Genomic DNA, 17,101 nt, shown 5'->3' on the forward strand with positions numbered 1-17,101 from the left:
TACAAATCTTCTTTAATGCATTCTAAATAATTAGCATAAAAAGAATTAAATACTGAAAAACATATAATATCCAAATATAATTCTTATTTTGATTTTGTTAATCAAAGTTTGTTGGAAGTCGCCGAAATAATACCTTATATTCGTTTGATTAATTGTTAACCTAATCGATTTATTATGAGAAGATTAAAGCGATTGGTAAGGGCTTTAATGAGCCCCTTTACCACTCCACCCTGACCTATGAATGTCAGCGCCCCTTCAACCAGCCCCCTAATATTTTTTTAACTAATCGTATTGTTTATTATGAGAAGAACAGAGCGACTCGTAAAGGCATTGTTGCTAGCCTTTATTGTGTCCACTACTACCACTTTTGCCCAGACATTGCAACAGCGGCAAGAGATCAGCAACAAGTATGACAAGTCAAAGCTTACCCAACTTCGACAAGAATTTAAACAGAAAGAAGAAAATCGGAGGGCTCAAGCCATCAACATGGCGTCCATGAGGGGTTGGGAAATTTTAAAACCAAATTCAGATGGCTCAGTAGATGAGTTAGTAGCGGTTTCCAGAGACGGAAAACCCATATACTATACCATCTTTAATGCAGATGCTGCGCGATCTACGCGTGCAGACCATTTGAATATAGGTGGATCTCTGGGACTAAGTCTTGACGGTCAGAACATGACCGCCCATGTTTGGGATGGAGGACCCACACGTAATACACACCAAGAATTTGATGGTCCCGGTGGTAACAATCGAGTATCCACAAATGATGGTGTGACTGGTCTTAATGGAAACAGCTTTCATGCGCAACACGTAACCGGAACAATTGTGGCTTCCGGAGTACAGGCTGCTGCGAAAGGCATGGCTCCTCAGGCACGTGCATTGACTCATGACTGGAATAATGACCTGTCTGAGGCAACTACTGAGGCAGCAAACGGAATGTTACTTTCCAACCACTCTTATGGATATAGAGCGTCATTAGTGCCAGACTGGTACTTTGGAGCTTATATTGATGAATCCAGAGATTGGGATAACCTGATGTACAACTCACCTTACTACTTAATGGTGGTTGCAGCAGGAAACGATGGTAACGACAATTCGTCAAACGGACAGCCACTTGCTGGACAGTCTGCATATGACAAACTGACTGGTCATTCTACTTCCAAAAACAACATGGTAGTAGCTAACGGACAAGATGCTAACGTAAACAATGATGGTACTTTCAACTCAGTTGTGATCAACAGCAGTAGTAGTGAAGGTCCTACAGATGATTACAGAATCAAGCCTGACATTACGGGAAATGGAACAGGCGTGTACTCTACCTACGATAATAGTGATGTAGCTTACAATTCCATATCAGGAACTTCCATGGCATCTCCCAATGTGACTGGTACACTACTTCTTTTACAACAGCACTATAACAATGTGAATGGCTCCTTCATGAGAGCTGCTACGTTAAAAGGGTTAGCACTTCACACTGCTGATGATGCTGGGGTTTCTGGACCAGATGTAGTTTACGGATGGGGACTTTTAAATGCAAAAGCTGCCGCAGAGGCCATCTCTGACAATGGAAATGGTTCTATAATTGATGAACTAACTCTTTCAAACGGCGGAAGCTACACTGTAAATGTGGATGCTGATGGGACCAATCCTCTTATGGCATCCATCTCCTGGACTGATCCTGCTGGAACTGCAAATACAGGTACTGCAAACCAAACCACTCCTGTACTGGTCAACGACCTGGACATTCGAGTAACTCAAGGTGGTTCTACATATAGTCCTTACAGGCTTACAGGAATCAACTCTAACAACACAGGAGATAACAATGTAGATCCATATGAGCGAGTAGATGTATCTGGTGCTTCCGGATCTTATACAATTACTGTGACACACAAAGGGTCACTTTCTGGTGGTAGCCAAAATTTCTCACTTGTAGTTACTGGTGTCACTGGTACACCTCCAGTGTGTAATGCAACCACACCAACTGGACTTACCCCTTCTAACGTAGGCCAAACTTCGGCTACTCTCAGTTGGAACTCGGTAGCAGGTGCAACATACGATCTTCGATATAGACCAGTGGGCGGAAGTTGGACAACAACCAGCGTAAGCGGTACATCCACAAACTTAACTGGTTTAACCAGCGACACTCAGTATGAGGCGCAAGTACGAAGTAAATGTCCGGACACATCCACCTCAGCGTATTCAAGTTCTGTAAACTTTACTACAAGCTCAAGCAACTGTACGGGAGGAATTTCTTCTTACCCTTACAGTGAAAGCTTTGAAAACACATTAGGAGCTTGGAGCCAATCAACTGCTGACGATATCAATTGGACGATTGACGCAAATGGTACACCTTCCAGTGGAACGGGACCTTCTAGTGCAACTGATGGTTCTTACTATATCTACATGGAAGTTTCAGGAAACGGAACAGGTTATCCGAACAAGCGAGCAATTTTGAATTCCCCTTGTTTCGATTTAACTGGTGAGTCAGGAGCGAATGTCACTTTCGATTACCACATGACTGGTAATGCGGTAGGAACTATTGATCTGGAGGCGAGTGCAGATAATGGTGCAAGCTGGAGCTCAATCTGGTCAAGATCTGGAGATCAGGGAGCAGCATGGAATGCTGCTGATGTTAATCTAGCTGCATATGCTGGAGGTACAGTTCTACTAAGATTCAATGGTGTTTCCGGTTCATCATGGCAGGGAGATATTGCAATTGATAATCTGGAGATTACTGGTGGATCTGGAGCAGATACTCAGGCACCAACAGCACCAACAGGACTTGCAGCATCCAATGTTGCACAAACTTCATTGACATTAAACTGGAACGCTTCTACTGATAACGTAGGTGTAACTGGGTACGATGTTTATCAGGATGGTTCTAATATTGGTTCTGTAACAGGCACAAGTGCAAATGTAACCGGCCTTACTGCAGGTACTTCTTACTCTTTCTATGTAAGAGCTAAAGATGCTGCTGGAAATGTATCGGGAGCGAGCAATACCGTAAATGTTACGACTCAAAGTTCTGGAATGAGTTGTCCGGTCACAGAAACGCTTCCTTACTCTGAAGGATTTGAAGTGAATGATGGATGGACTCAGATAACTGGTGATGATGGTAACTGGGTAAGAGATGCCAACGGAACCCCTTCATCAGGAACAGGACCAAGCTCAGCTGCGGAAGGATCTTACTATATGTTCCTCGAGGCTTCTACTAACGGAAGCACAGGACAAATCGGTAGTAATGCTACGGCGATCTTAGAAAGTGATTGTTTTGATCTTTCTGGCGAAAGCACTGCAACTTTCTCCTTCCAGTATCACATGTATGGAAATAATATCGGATCACTCACAGCACAAGCATCAACGGATGGTACAACCTGGACCAACCTGTGGACACGTTCCGGAAATCAAGGTAACTCCTGGCAGACTGCCAATGTCGACCTTGCTTCTTATCTTGGAGGTAACGTAAAGCTTAGAATGGTTGGTACTACCGGAAACGGATGGTCTAGCGATATCGCTATCGATGATCTATCTGTTAGCGGTGGTAGTACTGGCGGAACTACGGATGTTACTTTAACAATCGTATTGGATAACTATCCTGAAGAAACCAGCTGGCAGATCAGAGATGGAGGTACAGTAGTAGCTTCCGGCGGAACGTATGGTTCTCAGCCTGATGGTTCTACTGTTACGGAAGTGATCACCTTGACTGACGGATGCTATGATTTTGTGATCAATGATACGTATGGTGATGGAATCTGCTGCTCATACGGAAATGGATCTTATAGCCTGGTAGATGGCAGCACGACATTAGCTTCCGGAGGTGCTTTTGGATCTAGTGAAACCACTGCATTCTGTGTGGGTGGAGCTACTTCATCTTATGCAACTCAATCTTCTGCTTCTGTAGGAACTGCTGTAAGTGTAAGCATGTATCCAAACTACCAGGTAGAGGATCGATTGACGATTGCTTCGACCAGAAAAGAGGTATCTTATACCATTACCAATTTGAATGGCCAGACTGTAAACACAGGTCAACTGGATAATGGAAAGGTCTATGTAGGTGATCTGAATGCAGGAATGTATATGATTCATCTGAAAGACGAAGGAGGTAAATCAATCATGAAGAAGTTCGTGAAAAAATAAGTTTAAGGTTTAACCTAATCGTAAATAGCCCTGTCCCGTTCATTCGGGATGGGGTTTTTTCTTTTTACTATCTTGACTTTATGAGATTAAAAATTCCACCGGTAGTGATCTTTTTCCTTAGCCTTGGGCTGATGTTCGGCGCTTACTACCTGACGCCAAACTGGGCATATTCCTTTTCGTATCAAACATTGATTTCCAGGATTTTTCTGGCCATGGGTGTGATCGTGGCATTTTCAGGGATCATTGCATTTCGGATGAAGAAAACGACTGTGGATCCATTGCATCCGGAAAAAGCAAGTTTTTTGGTTATATCAGGCATCTATCAATATACCAGAAATCCCATGTATCTCGGGATGGTTTTAGTGTTGATAGGAGGCCTCATACGTATAGGCAACCCGCTATCAATGAGTGGAGTTATTTTCTTCATTTGGTATTTGACCAGGTTTCAGATCAGGCCAGAGGAGGAATCACTCGTTAAGATTTTTGGCAAAGAGTATCTGAGCTACTGTGAAAAAGTGGGCAGGTGGCTTTAGAGTAGTTAAAGTGGTCAATTCCACCAACGGCTCTTTACTTCTGTAACATTTTGTTTTCTTTACGGATCAACTTATTCAAATAATCAAATCACTATGAGAAAAGTATTTTCACTTATCACACTAACGCTGTGCATAACTCTAATGGCGCAGGAAAAAAGAATATTCATGCCAAAAGAAATGCAGAAGGCTTATGATAATGGGACCCGATCCTATGACGGAAAGCCTGGTCCCAATTATTGGCACAATACTGTAGATTACGATATCAAAGCATCCATCGATCCTGAGAGCAGAGAGATCATCGGGCAATCTACAATTACCTACCAAAACAATAGCCCGGATGATCTTTCGGCTATTGTGGTTCGTTTGTACAATGACGTATACAAAAAAGGAAATATACGTAGCTCAGCCATCGATGATAGAGATGTTAATGATGGAGTCACACTTAACATGGTACAAGTTCGAGGTGATTCTGTAGATGTCAATAGTCGTTCAGTCACGCGTAGGGGTACCAATTTGATAATCCGATTGGATGAACCTGTAAAAAGTGGAGAGAGTATAGACTTAGCAATTGATTGGGAGACTGTAATTCCTTTTACCAACAGGAGAACAGGTGTTGCAGATAGCTCTTCATTTTTCGTAGCATATTGGTATCCGCAAGTTGCTGTTTATGATGATGTGTTTGGTTGGGATACCCAGAACTACACATTCCAAACGGAATTTTATAACAATCTAGCCAATTTCGATGTGGAGTTCACGGCTCCAGAATCATTTACCATTTGGGCCACAGGCGTGCTTCAAAATCCATCAGAGGTATTTAACTCAGATATCCTGGAGCGATATAACAAAGCCTTAACAGCTACTGAACCATTAGATGTTATTAGCGGTGAAGACCTTAAAAATGGATTCACCCATAAGTCTGGTACCTGGAAATTTAAAGCGGATGAAGTTCCTGATTTTGCTTTTGCTATGAGCGATCATTACGAATGGAATGCGGCATCCCAAAAAGTAGACGGTGAGGATGTTTTGATTAGCTCGGTATACCCAATGGGTAACCCACAGGCTTATGCTGCAATGACGCCAAATCAGCAAAAGACGATGAAGCACTTTTCTGAAGATATACCTGGTGTGCCCTATCCATATCCCAGATTTACGACTTTTATTGGACTTGGAGGGGGAGGCATGGAGTTTCCAATGATGGCCTATAATGGAGGACCTGGACTGGGAGTTACTGTGCATGAAATGTTTCATATGTACTTCCCGATGTACGTTCGTGTAAACGAAAGACGTTTTGCATGGATGGATGAAGGATGGGCCGACTACATCACTTCATTGGTTATCAACCGCTACTTTGAGGATGATGATTCTCCGCTTTTTACCAACTTCAAAGGAAGTGTTGGAGGTATGCAGGGGCAATATGAAGATTTGCCGTTGTTTGCGTCATCTCAATTTATGGATGGAACCAACTATGGATATTCAGCCTACCCACTGCCGGCATTTATTTATTCAATGCTACATCAACATTTGGGTGATGAGATGTTTTTTAAGGCATACAAAGAGTACATCAACCGTTGGGCAAAGAAATCACCAATTCCATTTGATTTTTACTATACCATGGAAAATGTTAGTGGTCAGGACTTAAGCTGGATATGGAAGCCATGGTTTTTTGAGTTTGGAGCACCAGACGTTAAGATCGGAGGAATTAAGAAAGACAAGCTGACGATTATAAATGCGGGCAGTCGGCCAGTACCCTTGAAAGTGGAAGTGAAATACAATGATGGGGCAGATTTTGAAACGACCATGTCTGGAAAATCCATTTATGGTAAAGGGGAGGTAGTAGTAACTATCCCTGAGTATAAAAAAATCGAGACTATATCTGTAAATGCAAGCGTGCCGGACCTGGATGATACAAATAATTTCTATCCATCACTTCAGGAACGAATGGCCAATGTTGATGTGCCTGAATCCATTATGGGGACGTATAACATTGCTAACTTCAATATCCAGGCAATGATGGAACAAGAAGATGGTCTGGTGAAGGTGAAAATTCCGGCAGCCGGGATGAATGTTGTTGTGCTCCCTAATGAGGACAAATGGGAGTCACTTGATGGTAAGATTGTAATCTCCTTTGATGATAGCGGAGACAAAACTTCAATGACAATGGAGCTGAAACAATTTGGTTTAACTGTGCAAGGCGACAAAGAATAAGAGCTTTACTGGTCAATTTAAAAGCCTCATTCAACGATGAGGCTTTTTTTATTTATTTACGTAGTTAAATTTTAGTCCTGATCTACTTTCCAGGTCTTCACCCAATTCTTTATGGTCTTCATCACCTGCTTCACTGAACCAACGAACCATAACCATAGCACCCATTGATTGTTTTTCTTTTAACTCAAGCATCATTTGGTATAAGCATTTCATTGTGCCGGTATCAAAATGCTCAAGCTTAATTTCAACGATGAAGGTGGGTACGGTTGTATTTTTTATCTGCTCGATGAAGGGGAGGTAAAAGTCCTGTACATCTCGCATCGCTGACCGTCCTTCGATTCGTATCAATCCAGTGCTTGGATTAAAACGAATATTTGGTATTATATCTTCACTTTCTGACATTGGATGGTGGTTTTCGTATAATATTACTCCTTTTTCAGCTCAAATTTATCCGATTGTTGCTCTATGGGAAAGGCATTTAGTCCCATTTTTATTATAAAGCTAATGAGTAAGGAATTAATCGAGGTAAATCAGGTCTAGAGGTATGAATGAGCGCATTGTTATATGGATAGCAATCGATAAATTCTCATTGTCAATTTTTTCAGTAAATTGTAACGTCACCAATAACCTGACATGAAAAAACTACTACTAATCAGCCTGAGCTTACTGATATTGGCGTGCTTAGACGCTAATGCCCAGGTTCAAAAATCAGATCAGAATCTAGGATTCGGTTTTGATATCAATTCGTTAAGTGGAGATGGAGCCGAACGAAGAACCAACTTGTATCTCTCGTACACTTATTTTTTAAGTAATCGCATTTCACTTGGTGTGGGACCTAGGTTTGGGTGGAACAAATCCACACAATCCACAGAGGATCCAACAACTATGGAAGTAACAACAACTACTTCCAAAACAAGCACTATTGGATATAATGGGTTTATCAACTATTCATTCCTAACAGATGGCGGATTTGTCTTGCCTTATTTTGGAGGTCAGTTTACAAGACTGATCCAAAAGCAACCAGGAACAGATGATATAGTCACTGATAGCTATGGAGGTAACATAGGTATCAAGTTTTTTATAACAGAGCGATTAAATGTAGATAATAACTTTAGCATCACTCGTGTAATAGCTAAAAGTGAAACGATCAGTTCGAACGGGGTTCCAATTCAATTAGATATGGATGGAACGATCATGCAAATCAATGTTGGCCTTGGATATATAATTGGACGAAAAAACTAAGAAGATGAAAAAGATATTAATCATATTATTATTATCAGTTTCCTCGTCCATTGTGAATGGCCAGGTGCAGAAGGGAGATGTTGTATTGGGTGCCAATTTTGGATTGATGAAACAAGACGCAGACGCAGACATTCTGAATTATAGTTACTCTAACCTTATTCTCAATTTCGAATATTATGTGAGTGATAATGTCTCTTTGGGTTTCGGACCAAGTCTTAGTTCAGCTAAGGTGTTAAATGATGCATTTAAAGTCAACAATAATGCATGGAATTTATTCGCCAACTATTCCTTTCTCTCTGCTAATGGAAAAACAATGCCATATGTTGGTGTGGCCTATACATTATACAATACGAAGGTAACATCTGGAGATGTATTAGGTGCGGGCGAAGACCTGGGAGATGGTCTGGGCATTCCGATCCCTGGATTTGGAGGCGGATCAAGCGTGGATTTAGAAACAACCTATAAACGTACAGTAGCTTCTTTAATTCTAGGAATTAAATTTTTTGTTACTGAAAGAATAAACATCGATAATAAATTCACGTACGGGACAGTATTAAATGAAACAATTGAGTTTGATGTATTTGGTTTTGCTGCATCTATAGATGGACCTGCGGATGGAAACCTGCTCCAGTTTACGGTAGGGTTTGGATATATCATCGGACGAAAAGGCACCTGATACATGAATAGATTATTTTCCTTCATCTGCATTCTGTGCGGTTTACAATTGTCCGCTCAGCAAATTTTTATTGCGCCGGTAGCTAAATTGACTTCATCACTGGATCGTGTCACTGCTGTATCATTTTCCTCAGATGCTGAAATGATGATAGCCGGTGATCGAAAGGGGAACTTCCAGGTTTGGGTCCTGAATGAGCTACGGCCAGTTACCAACCATAAGGTAGGTGATGAAATAATTTTCGTTGATTTTCTGTCAGATAATGATGAGATATTAATTGTAGATGAGGATGGGGGACTTCATTTTTTTAGTACTTCCAATTTTCAGAAAACAAGGTTTGTAAGTTTAGGTGAGATACCTGAGCTAGTAAGTGTAGATCCGGAAAAACAATATCTCAGCTATGTTAACAAAAATGATGAGTTGAAGGTATTCAGTTTGCGTGCTCAAATGCAACAGGCACAGATTCGGTTAGGTGATCGCGTAAGCAAACCAATATATCTCGGTTACGATCGATTCGGGCAGCAGTTAGCAGTAATGGGGCAGGATGGGACAACTCTAATGTGTAATCCTATCAATCAAAATGTTCTAAGAGAGGTGAAGCTTCGGAGCAATGAGTTTGCCGGTTCTTCTTCAGTCATGCATGCGGGCGCTTCCAACAAAGGAAGTGATTTGTTTGTGACTGGGGTTCAGGAAGTGTTTATTCCCAAAGGAGGAGTTAGAGGAGGACAACCAGAGCGCAGAAATAGTATCATCGCTTATGATTGGGATTCTTCGAATGAAGTCAAAAGAATTCGTGTAAACGATCGGGTGGATGAAATAGTGCTTGGACCAGGCCCTGCACATATCGCTTATTATACTGACAAGCGTTATAGAGTCACGCTTGTTGATCTGGAACAGGGAGCAACTTCCAGTGAAGTAACATTGGATGAATTTCCGGAAGTAATTGAAATATCTCCGGAAGACTCATACCTCGCGGCTGGAGATAAAAACGGAACCATCCATTTATTTGAATTACAGCGCAATGCAGCACCTCAAATTAGAATCACAAAACCCCCATTGAACAGAAATCTTGCAGAATCTGTGGTTCAAGAGTCAACGATAGAAATGCAAGGGGTATTATCCGACGGCTCAAAAATTAAACAGGTAATGGTAAATGGGAAAGAAGCCGAGATTCTTGCTAATGGAAAGTTTACCGCCCAGCTTGATCTTCTCCCTGGCAAAAACAGAATCAGAGTACTTGCCCAAGATTATCAATCCAACACTGCTTTTAAGGACTTTTATATCACGCATGTACCGCAGGTAGAATTATCTGCAAGTGGGAATGTTGACTATTCAAATCAAAAACGTGTGGCTTTAGTGATAGGTAATGCTGACTATGCTGGTGCTGGCGCCCTTAACAATACTGTCAATGATGCTAATGCAATGGCTGAAACACTTGAAGGTATGGGTTTCGAAGTAGCGACAGTTATTGATGGCTCATATGAAGAGATGAAGCGAGCTGTATACAGATATGGCACAGCCATCAGGGATGTGGATGTTTCCGTGTTTTTTTACGCAGGTCATGGTCTGGAAATAGAAGGAGTCAACTATCTGGTGCCAGTTGATGCAGATATTTCAAGTCCTCTCGACGTGAAGTTGAAGACACTACCACTGACAGGTGTTTTAAGAACCATTGAATATGCGAACGACGATGGCCTCAATATGATCATACTGGATGCATGTAGAAATAACCCTTTCCCAACTGGTAAAAGAGGAGGGGCAGGGCTTGCCAAAGAAACACCTCCATCCGGAACGCTGATTGCCTATTCCACTGGGCCAGGAAATGTAGCTTCAGATGGAGCCGGAGAAAACGGACTTTATACCGGAGAACTAATTAAGCAAATGAAAAATCCCCAGCGTATTGAGGATGTTTTTATGCGAACAAGAAACAGTGTAGAAGAAATAAGTAATGGAGCTCAGCAGCCATGGGAAGAGGCCCGATTGAAGGGTATATTTTATCTTAAGTATAATTGAGTGTATAGTCCTGCAGCTGCATCAATTCAGGTTCACTGTTAAGTTAACCTGCAGCAATTCCACAGACATAAATAAAGGCAGCCTAATGGCAGCCTTTAATGTGATAATATATTGTCTACATGGATTCAGACTCTGATGTTTCATCTTCCTCTGCTTCCCCTTTTAGGTACTTGTCAAGGAAAACTTTGATCTGCCCGTATCCTTCAATGGCATTTTCATTTTTTCGGAAGCCATGACCTTCATCATCGAATACTACATATTCTACTGGTACGCCATTCGCTCGCACACCTTCCACAATTTCATCGGATTCTACTTGAAGTACCCGTACGTCATTTGCACCTTGAAGCACCATGAGCGGCTTAGTTACATTTTCTGTATGGAACAATGGAGAGATCTCATACAATCGAACCGAATCCTCGGTAGTAGGATCACCCAATTCATCATAAAGCGCCTTTCTAAAACTTTCCCAATATGGAGGAATGGATTTTAATGTCCTTAGCCAGTTGGTCACGCCAAAAATATTCACACCTACATCAAAAGCTTCTGGCTCAAAAGCAAGGGCTGCCATCACCATATAACCACCATATGAACCGCCAATGATTCCGACCTTTTCCATGTCTATTACCCCCGTGGAGGCTAGAAAATCCTTCCCGGCTACACAGTCTTTCAAGTCTTTGTCACCATGGTTTTTATCATCCAGATGATTGAATTCTTTACCATATCCAGAACTTCCTCGGTTATTTACCGCCAGAACTGCATACCCCTGATTGACGAGGAATTGAACCAACGCAAAATAGCTTAATCGTGACTGTCCTCCGGGACCACCATGAACCCAAACCAGTCCCGGAACTTTGTTGTTTTCAGATGCCCCTTTAGGTTGATAATAGATGGCCGGAATTTCCAACCCATCAAACGATTCATAGCGTACCACTTTGCCTTCCACCAAGTCATCTGCATTGATTGCTGGGTTCAAGGTGTCTGTAAGCTTTTTCAGCTCTCCGCTTTCAAAGTTGTAGACATAAATGTTGCTTGGAGAGGCTGAAGTGCTTACGGTTAACCGTGCGAGATTCTCACTTTTGGAGATGTTGACAGATGAAATACTACCGCCTTCAATCTCCGGTAGCTGCATTTCTTCACCTGTTTCCTGATTGAAGATTTTTACCACGGTTTTCGCATCTTCATTGATACCGATTACACGATACTTTTCATTCCAGGAATCATAAGCATACCAAATATCCCAGTTGGTTTCAAATACAGTTTCGACCTCACCGGATTCCAAATCTCGCTTTGCCAGGTATACAAAATCAGACCCTTCATCAGTGGTGTAATAGAGACTCTTATTATCCAGACTAAAAAACTGAGGGTTGTACGTTGCATCTCCTTCATGTATGGATATATCCGTTTTTTCACCGGTTTCACGATCATAGAGATACATTTTTCCATCAGCACTGGTGATTGCCTGTGTCAGTGCATAAAATCTTTCATTCGGAGAGATGGCTCCAACATCTAGTCCATCATTATTCTGATATATGATCTCGCTAACGGGCATTTCATCATCGATCGAGGTGATCTGCATTTCATAGATATCCATATAGCGAGGATCACGTTTGTTGGAGGTCAGGTACATACTTTCCTCGTCCCTGCTCCAGCCCCAAAAGCCATTTCTGATGCTATCGCCAGGAGTTAAGTCTTTTGATTGACCTTCCGGGTTCATCATGAAAACTTTGAAATTTTCATTTCCTCCCTCATCAAAGGAGAAGATCACACGATTGTCATTCGGAAAGTATGATTGACCAAAATAGGATTCTTCCGTAGAGCTGGTAAGCTGCGTTTTTTCACCAGTGGCAATGTCGATTTCGTAGACATTGTAGATTCCGGTCTCATTGCTGTTTATCAATAGCTTGGATTCGTCAGGTGAGAAGCTCCCACCTCCTATACCTACATTCTCATAGAATTGAGCGATCGTATAGCTTTTAACTTCAACAGCCTCTTCTTTGGGCGCTGAGCAAGCAGCTATCATACTGATAGCGATTAGTCTGGTAAGTAATTTCATAGTGTTTGGATGGTTGTTTTTATTACAATTTAATGATTTTGAATGCTTCAATCTGATTGCCAGTCACTTATTGGTAGAATATACCATTTGATATTTTCGGGATTATCAGGTAATTGAATGTAACCCTGGTGTTTAAAACCTAATTTTTCCAATATGCGACACGAACCCTGATTGTCATCCGAGGTTATTCCACTCACTTGTTTTTGATTGTATTTTTCAAATGCCAGTTTGACCATAGCTTGTGCACCTTCGTAGGCGTATCCTTTACCTTCAAAGTCAGGCAGAAGCGCATATCCTATATCCATTCCTTCAACACCTTCTCTATCATGAAGGCTACAAGTCCCTACTGAAAGACCTGTTTCTTTTTCAACCATCACGTGATTTACGAATCCTTTTTTAGCTAAATCAGGATCCATCCGATCCGCCATATACTGAAGGGCATCTTCCTCCGTATAGACTGATCGATCTCCAATGTTTTGATGCCATTTATCCGTGTTCATCAACTTCAATAGAAAGTTGGCATCATCAGATGTTATAGGTCTTAAGTATAATTGCAGCGTTTCCATTTTAAATAAAAAAGACAGCTAACTATGTCAGCTGTCTTTCTAATGCATTTATTGGGTCATGAAGATTCTGCCAGGGATAATTTTTTGGTGTTATCCTCAGGATTTCTATCAATGAGTTTATTCAAAGGATCTACTCCAGCAGATGAAGGTTTTTGATCCACCTCGATTTCAATCACATTATCATCACTTGAGAACTTATGTTTTTTCAAGTAGATAAACTTTTCATCTCCATTCTCATCTTCGGTGTAAACGCCCACATCAATCCAATCATTGATAGCTACCTGGGTTGACAATCCAAGACTGTCGGATTCCATTTTCTTGGTGTTTAATTCAAGTTTCACCAAAAATTTATCATCACCAAGTTCCTGATAAGTAGCTTCATCAACCTTGTTTTCATACAGGATGATTTTATCAAAAAAGTCAGTAATTACCCCTTGTAAACTGTCAGGAGTAACTTCTCGCAAATAACCAATCAAATCAATGGTTGTTGCGTAACGTCCGTTTCGTTCAAGCGTATTGTTTCCCCAATCTGTAATGAGACGATTGAGTGCAACATTGACACTGTCCTCACCAATGTAATCCTGTAATGCATACATGATGTTGGCGCCTTTTCCATAGTGGATATAAGCTTGGTTCTCTGCCAATGCTAAAGGCATTTCCTTTTTCTGCTCCGTAGTTCTTCCTCTCAAGTATCTGTTTAGTTCCTCCTTGAGAAACTCTTTAAGGTGCTCCTGCGGATACTCCTGCTTCATTACCATTAAGGCAGAGTATTGTGAAAGAGTCTCTGAAAGAACGGCACTACCCTGTACATTGGCTGGAAATAGTTGATGTCCCCACCACTGGTGAGCCAGCTCATGAGCTGTGACAAAATAGGTGACATCCACATCATCTTCTTCCTCAACCTTCACCATGAAGCCTATAGCTTCTGAGAAAGGTACCGTGTTAGCAAAAGATTGAGCAAATGAGGCATATCGAGGGAATTCCAGGATTCTCATTTGACGATACTGATATGGACTGAAGTTTTCTGAGAAATATTTGAAGGAATGTTTCATGCCCTTCATCATACTCTCCAAGTTGTATTCATGTCCTTTGTGGTAATAAATGCCTAAATCAATTTCTCTATTTGTTGAGTCATTTAATGCAATGGTTGTTTTGTCTTTGACCACCTCATACTCAGCGGAGACGATATTAAAAAATGGCATCATTTTTTGATCCATTTTGTAATGGAAATAGCGTCTGCCATTTTCTTCCCATTCACGCTGTAGGTAGCCAGGTGCAATCGCAATTTGATCAGGAACGGTTCCAACTATGATCTCAAAATCAATTCCATGTGAATCATCGCTAATAAAGTTCTGACCTAATCCAATTGGATTATCTCGCTCCATCATTCGCTCTTTAGGCTCCAAATCATTGTCTTTCCTGTCATCATCGCTTCCAAGCTCATTACCGGCACTATAACCCAGGCTTGGGAAGCTGCCATTGTTTAAAAAGGTGCCATTGAATACAATGCTGGTGTTGGAACCGGACTCTTTAAAACCTTTGGTATCAAAAAAATATTTGAAATCCATAGTGATTGAATCCCCTGGCATCAGTGGATCATCTAACTTATGAATGTAGTAGCGATATTCATCATAACTTTCTACTATGGTGGTAGGTCTGCTAAAGGTTACGGTTTCATAGGTGAGATCCTCGTCCAGTCCAAGTTGTAAATGGATGCTGTCAATGGGCTGATCTTCAAAATTCTTAAGAATATAAGTCCCCTCCATGCTGTAATCTCTGTCGTATGGATACAATTCAGATTGTACATTCATCGAAGTAATTTTAGGCTGTTTAATGAATTCATACTTCTTAAGCGCTCGTTCGTAATCAGCTTGTATTGCCTCCTGCTCATCAGAATTCCTGTAAGTATTTTGAACATTGGTGTTGTAGAAAATATAGCAACCCGATAAGATGAAAGTTATGAATGTGGTTATAATGAGTGTCATAATTGGTCTGGATAACCTCATTTTTCCAATGTGCCATCTCCATTTCATGGCAGCTTCTGAACCTCTTACTGCAAAAACCACTGCGACTCCAAAAAGGAAGATGCTGAATGCAAGCCAGTATAGGTCAAACCATGAAAAGCTTGTCACAAAGTGACCATAACCATTCATTTCTGAATAGGTGCCTAGACTGGCACTTCCAAACTGGAATAAACTATGTTCTACACCTAATAAATCAAGAATACCGGTGGCAATAAAGAAAACGATCACCACTGCATGTCCAAGAAACTTATTATTGACCATCACCTGCACAAAAAATGCAAGCAGTGAGAATAAAATCACAAAAGACATGGTTTCTGAAAACAGAGTATAGAAGTAAACAGGGATATCAAATTTATAATATCCTTTGAATGCTTGAATGACTACTCCAGACCCAATCAGGAAAAGATTGAGTATGACAAATACGAGCATTAAACCTAAGAATTTGCTCACCAGACTAATAAAGTCAGGCATGGGGAGTGCATCTTGAATTAAATTGATTTTCACATCTCTTTCTCGCCACACCAACTCTCCGGAATAGAACACCAGAATGATCAAAAAGAACAGACCAAAAGAACCGGTTATCAATTCTAACATTAAGTAGGTGGTAGGGTAGGTGTACGTTCCAAAAACCCTTCCAACGAAAAACGAATTAACGATCATTATAAATAGACCAAATGCAATAATGGCCTGAAAAGGAATGCTTTTGATCACTGTTTTGAAGTAAAACCAGGTCTGTTTTCTTAGTTGAAGCATATACGTTCCAAAACTAAAGTTGAAGCTAACTGTTGGGATTGATATACTTGTTTTGGAAGCAGATTCTGGTTTTGCAGCTTTTTTCTTGAACCATGACTTTCTAACAACATTGAAGCTGAATGAAAAATATCCGATAATGAGTGCTACTAATCCAATCCCTGTCCACATCAGACGATTCCACATGACGACTCCATCAAAGGGTACTACCATGCTGTTTTGCTCTGCGACAGTCCAGTACTGAATTTTATTTTGAATGGTTCGAATGGCAAAAGGATCAATGAGGGCTGCAAGGTTTCTGTTGTCTACCTCACTCGTTAATATGAGTGCTACTTGATACACTGCGAATAGTAAGATCCATTGAGCATAAACCGTCACCATTTTTCTGGATAGTGCTCCCGTTACAAAAAACAGTGCACTTGAAAAGAATAGATTGGTTAATACAATCGTGATAAAAGGTTGGATGTAATGATAAAGATTGAAAGGCAACATTTTATCCTTGTCTGGATTGAATAACTCACCGAGCATAAAGCCAAGCATCATTCCAAAGAAGACGAAAAGAACCACAAGGAAGGATCCAAGAAACCGCCCAAGCATATAATCGAACTTGGAAATTGGTGTAGTAAATAACATAGACTCTGTGTTGTGCTCAAAGTCTCTTAAAACAGCTACACCCATGATGGCTGATGTTATCATCATCATGATACCAGAAAGTATAGCCATCATATTAGCAATGGTGGTAGGGGAGTTTTCTTTTACCAGCCCTGATCCACCACCAACCTGAATGATATCGGTACTCATAGTAAGTACCGCCATTAGAAATAATATCGCAAAGTAGATGTAAGTAGCTGGTCGCTTTTTTCGATACTGAAGTTCGAATTTTAATATTTTAAACCACATGATTT

The 17,101-nt window shown here is 40.9% G+C and carries 10 protein-coding genes; 6 read left to right on the plus strand and 4 right to left on the minus strand.

Annotation, left to right across the window (positions count from 1 at the left end):
* The first annotated feature begins 300 nt into the window (after positions 1-300).
* The 3 genes from ACXAH9_RS13630 (at position 301) to ACXAH9_RS13640 (ending at position 6,875) form a co-directional block, all read left to right on the plus strand.
* Positions 301-4,137, plus strand: coding sequence for a S8 family serine peptidase (locus tag ACXAH9_RS13630; protein ID WP_474895406.1), 3,837 nt, complete (start codon positions 301-303; stop codon positions 4,135-4,137).
* Positions 4,138-4,217: 80 nt separating this feature from the next.
* The gene (locus ACXAH9_RS13635; RefSeq protein WP_474895407.1) at positions 4,218-4,670 is read left to right on the plus strand and encodes a methyltransferase family protein; all 453 of its coding nucleotides are present in this window, start codon (positions 4,218-4,220) and stop codon (positions 4,668-4,670) included.
* Between the two features lie 93 nt (positions 4,671-4,763).
* Positions 4,764-6,875 carry a M1 family metallopeptidase gene (locus ACXAH9_RS13640; protein WP_474895408.1) on the plus strand — a complete coding sequence of 704 codons (2,112 nt, stop codon included), beginning with the start codon at positions 4,764-4,766 and terminating at the stop codon, positions 6,873-6,875.
* Positions 6,876-6,923: 48 nt separating this feature from the next.
* Here the strand turns inward: ACXAH9_RS13640 and ACXAH9_RS13645 are convergent, their stop codons facing one another.
* Positions 6,924-7,277, minus strand: coding sequence for a SiaC family regulatory phosphoprotein (locus ACXAH9_RS13645; protein WP_474895409.1), 354 nt, complete (start codon positions 7,275-7,277; stop codon positions 6,924-6,926).
* Positions 7,278-7,508: 231 nt separating this feature from the next.
* On the opposite strand from ACXAH9_RS13645, the gene ACXAH9_RS13650 reads away from it, so the two are divergent.
* Genes ACXAH9_RS13650 through ACXAH9_RS13660 form a run of 3 tightly spaced genes read left to right on the plus strand, consistent with a single transcriptional unit; the run spans position 7,509 to position 10,803 of the window.
* Positions 7,509-8,117 (plus strand): outer membrane beta-barrel protein, encoded by a 609-nt coding sequence (locus ACXAH9_RS13650; RefSeq protein ID WP_474895410.1) that lies wholly within the window; start codon positions 7,509-7,511, stop codon positions 8,115-8,117.
* Positions 8,118-8,121: 4 nt separating this feature from the next.
* Positions 8,122-8,793: an outer membrane beta-barrel protein gene (locus tag ACXAH9_RS13655; protein WP_474895411.1), complete on the plus strand. Its 672-nt coding sequence runs from the start codon at positions 8,122-8,124 to the stop codon at positions 8,791-8,793.
* A gap of 3 nt (positions 8,794-8,796) precedes the next feature.
* Positions 8,797-10,803, plus strand: a complete 2,007-nt coding sequence (locus ACXAH9_RS13660; RefSeq protein WP_474895412.1) for a caspase family protein — start codon at positions 8,797-8,799, stop codon at positions 10,801-10,803.
* A 115-nt stretch (positions 10,804-10,918) separates the two neighbouring features.
* Here the strand turns inward: ACXAH9_RS13660 and ACXAH9_RS13665 are convergent, their stop codons facing one another.
* From ACXAH9_RS13665 to ACXAH9_RS13675, 3 genes are read right to left on the minus strand one after another with little or no spacing between them, the layout of a single operon-like run.
* The gene (locus ACXAH9_RS13665) at positions 10,919-12,856 is read right to left on the minus strand and encodes a S9 family peptidase (protein ID WP_474895413.1); all 1,938 of its coding nucleotides are present in this window, start codon (positions 12,854-12,856) and stop codon (positions 10,919-10,921) included.
* A 47-nt stretch (positions 12,857-12,903) separates the two neighbouring features.
* On the minus strand, positions 12,904-13,422 hold the full coding sequence (locus ACXAH9_RS13670) for a GNAT family N-acetyltransferase (protein ID WP_474895414.1): 519 nt from the start codon (positions 13,420-13,422) through the stop codon (positions 12,904-12,906).
* Between the two features lie 56 nt (positions 13,423-13,478).
* Entirely contained in the window at positions 13,479-17,096 is a 3,618-nt protein-coding gene (locus ACXAH9_RS13675; RefSeq protein WP_474895415.1) for a M1 family aminopeptidase, read from the minus strand.
* Positions 17,097-17,101: the final 5 nt, after the last annotated feature.

The sequence above is a fragment of the Ekhidna sp. ABH4_415 genome, from assembly GCF_056161305.1.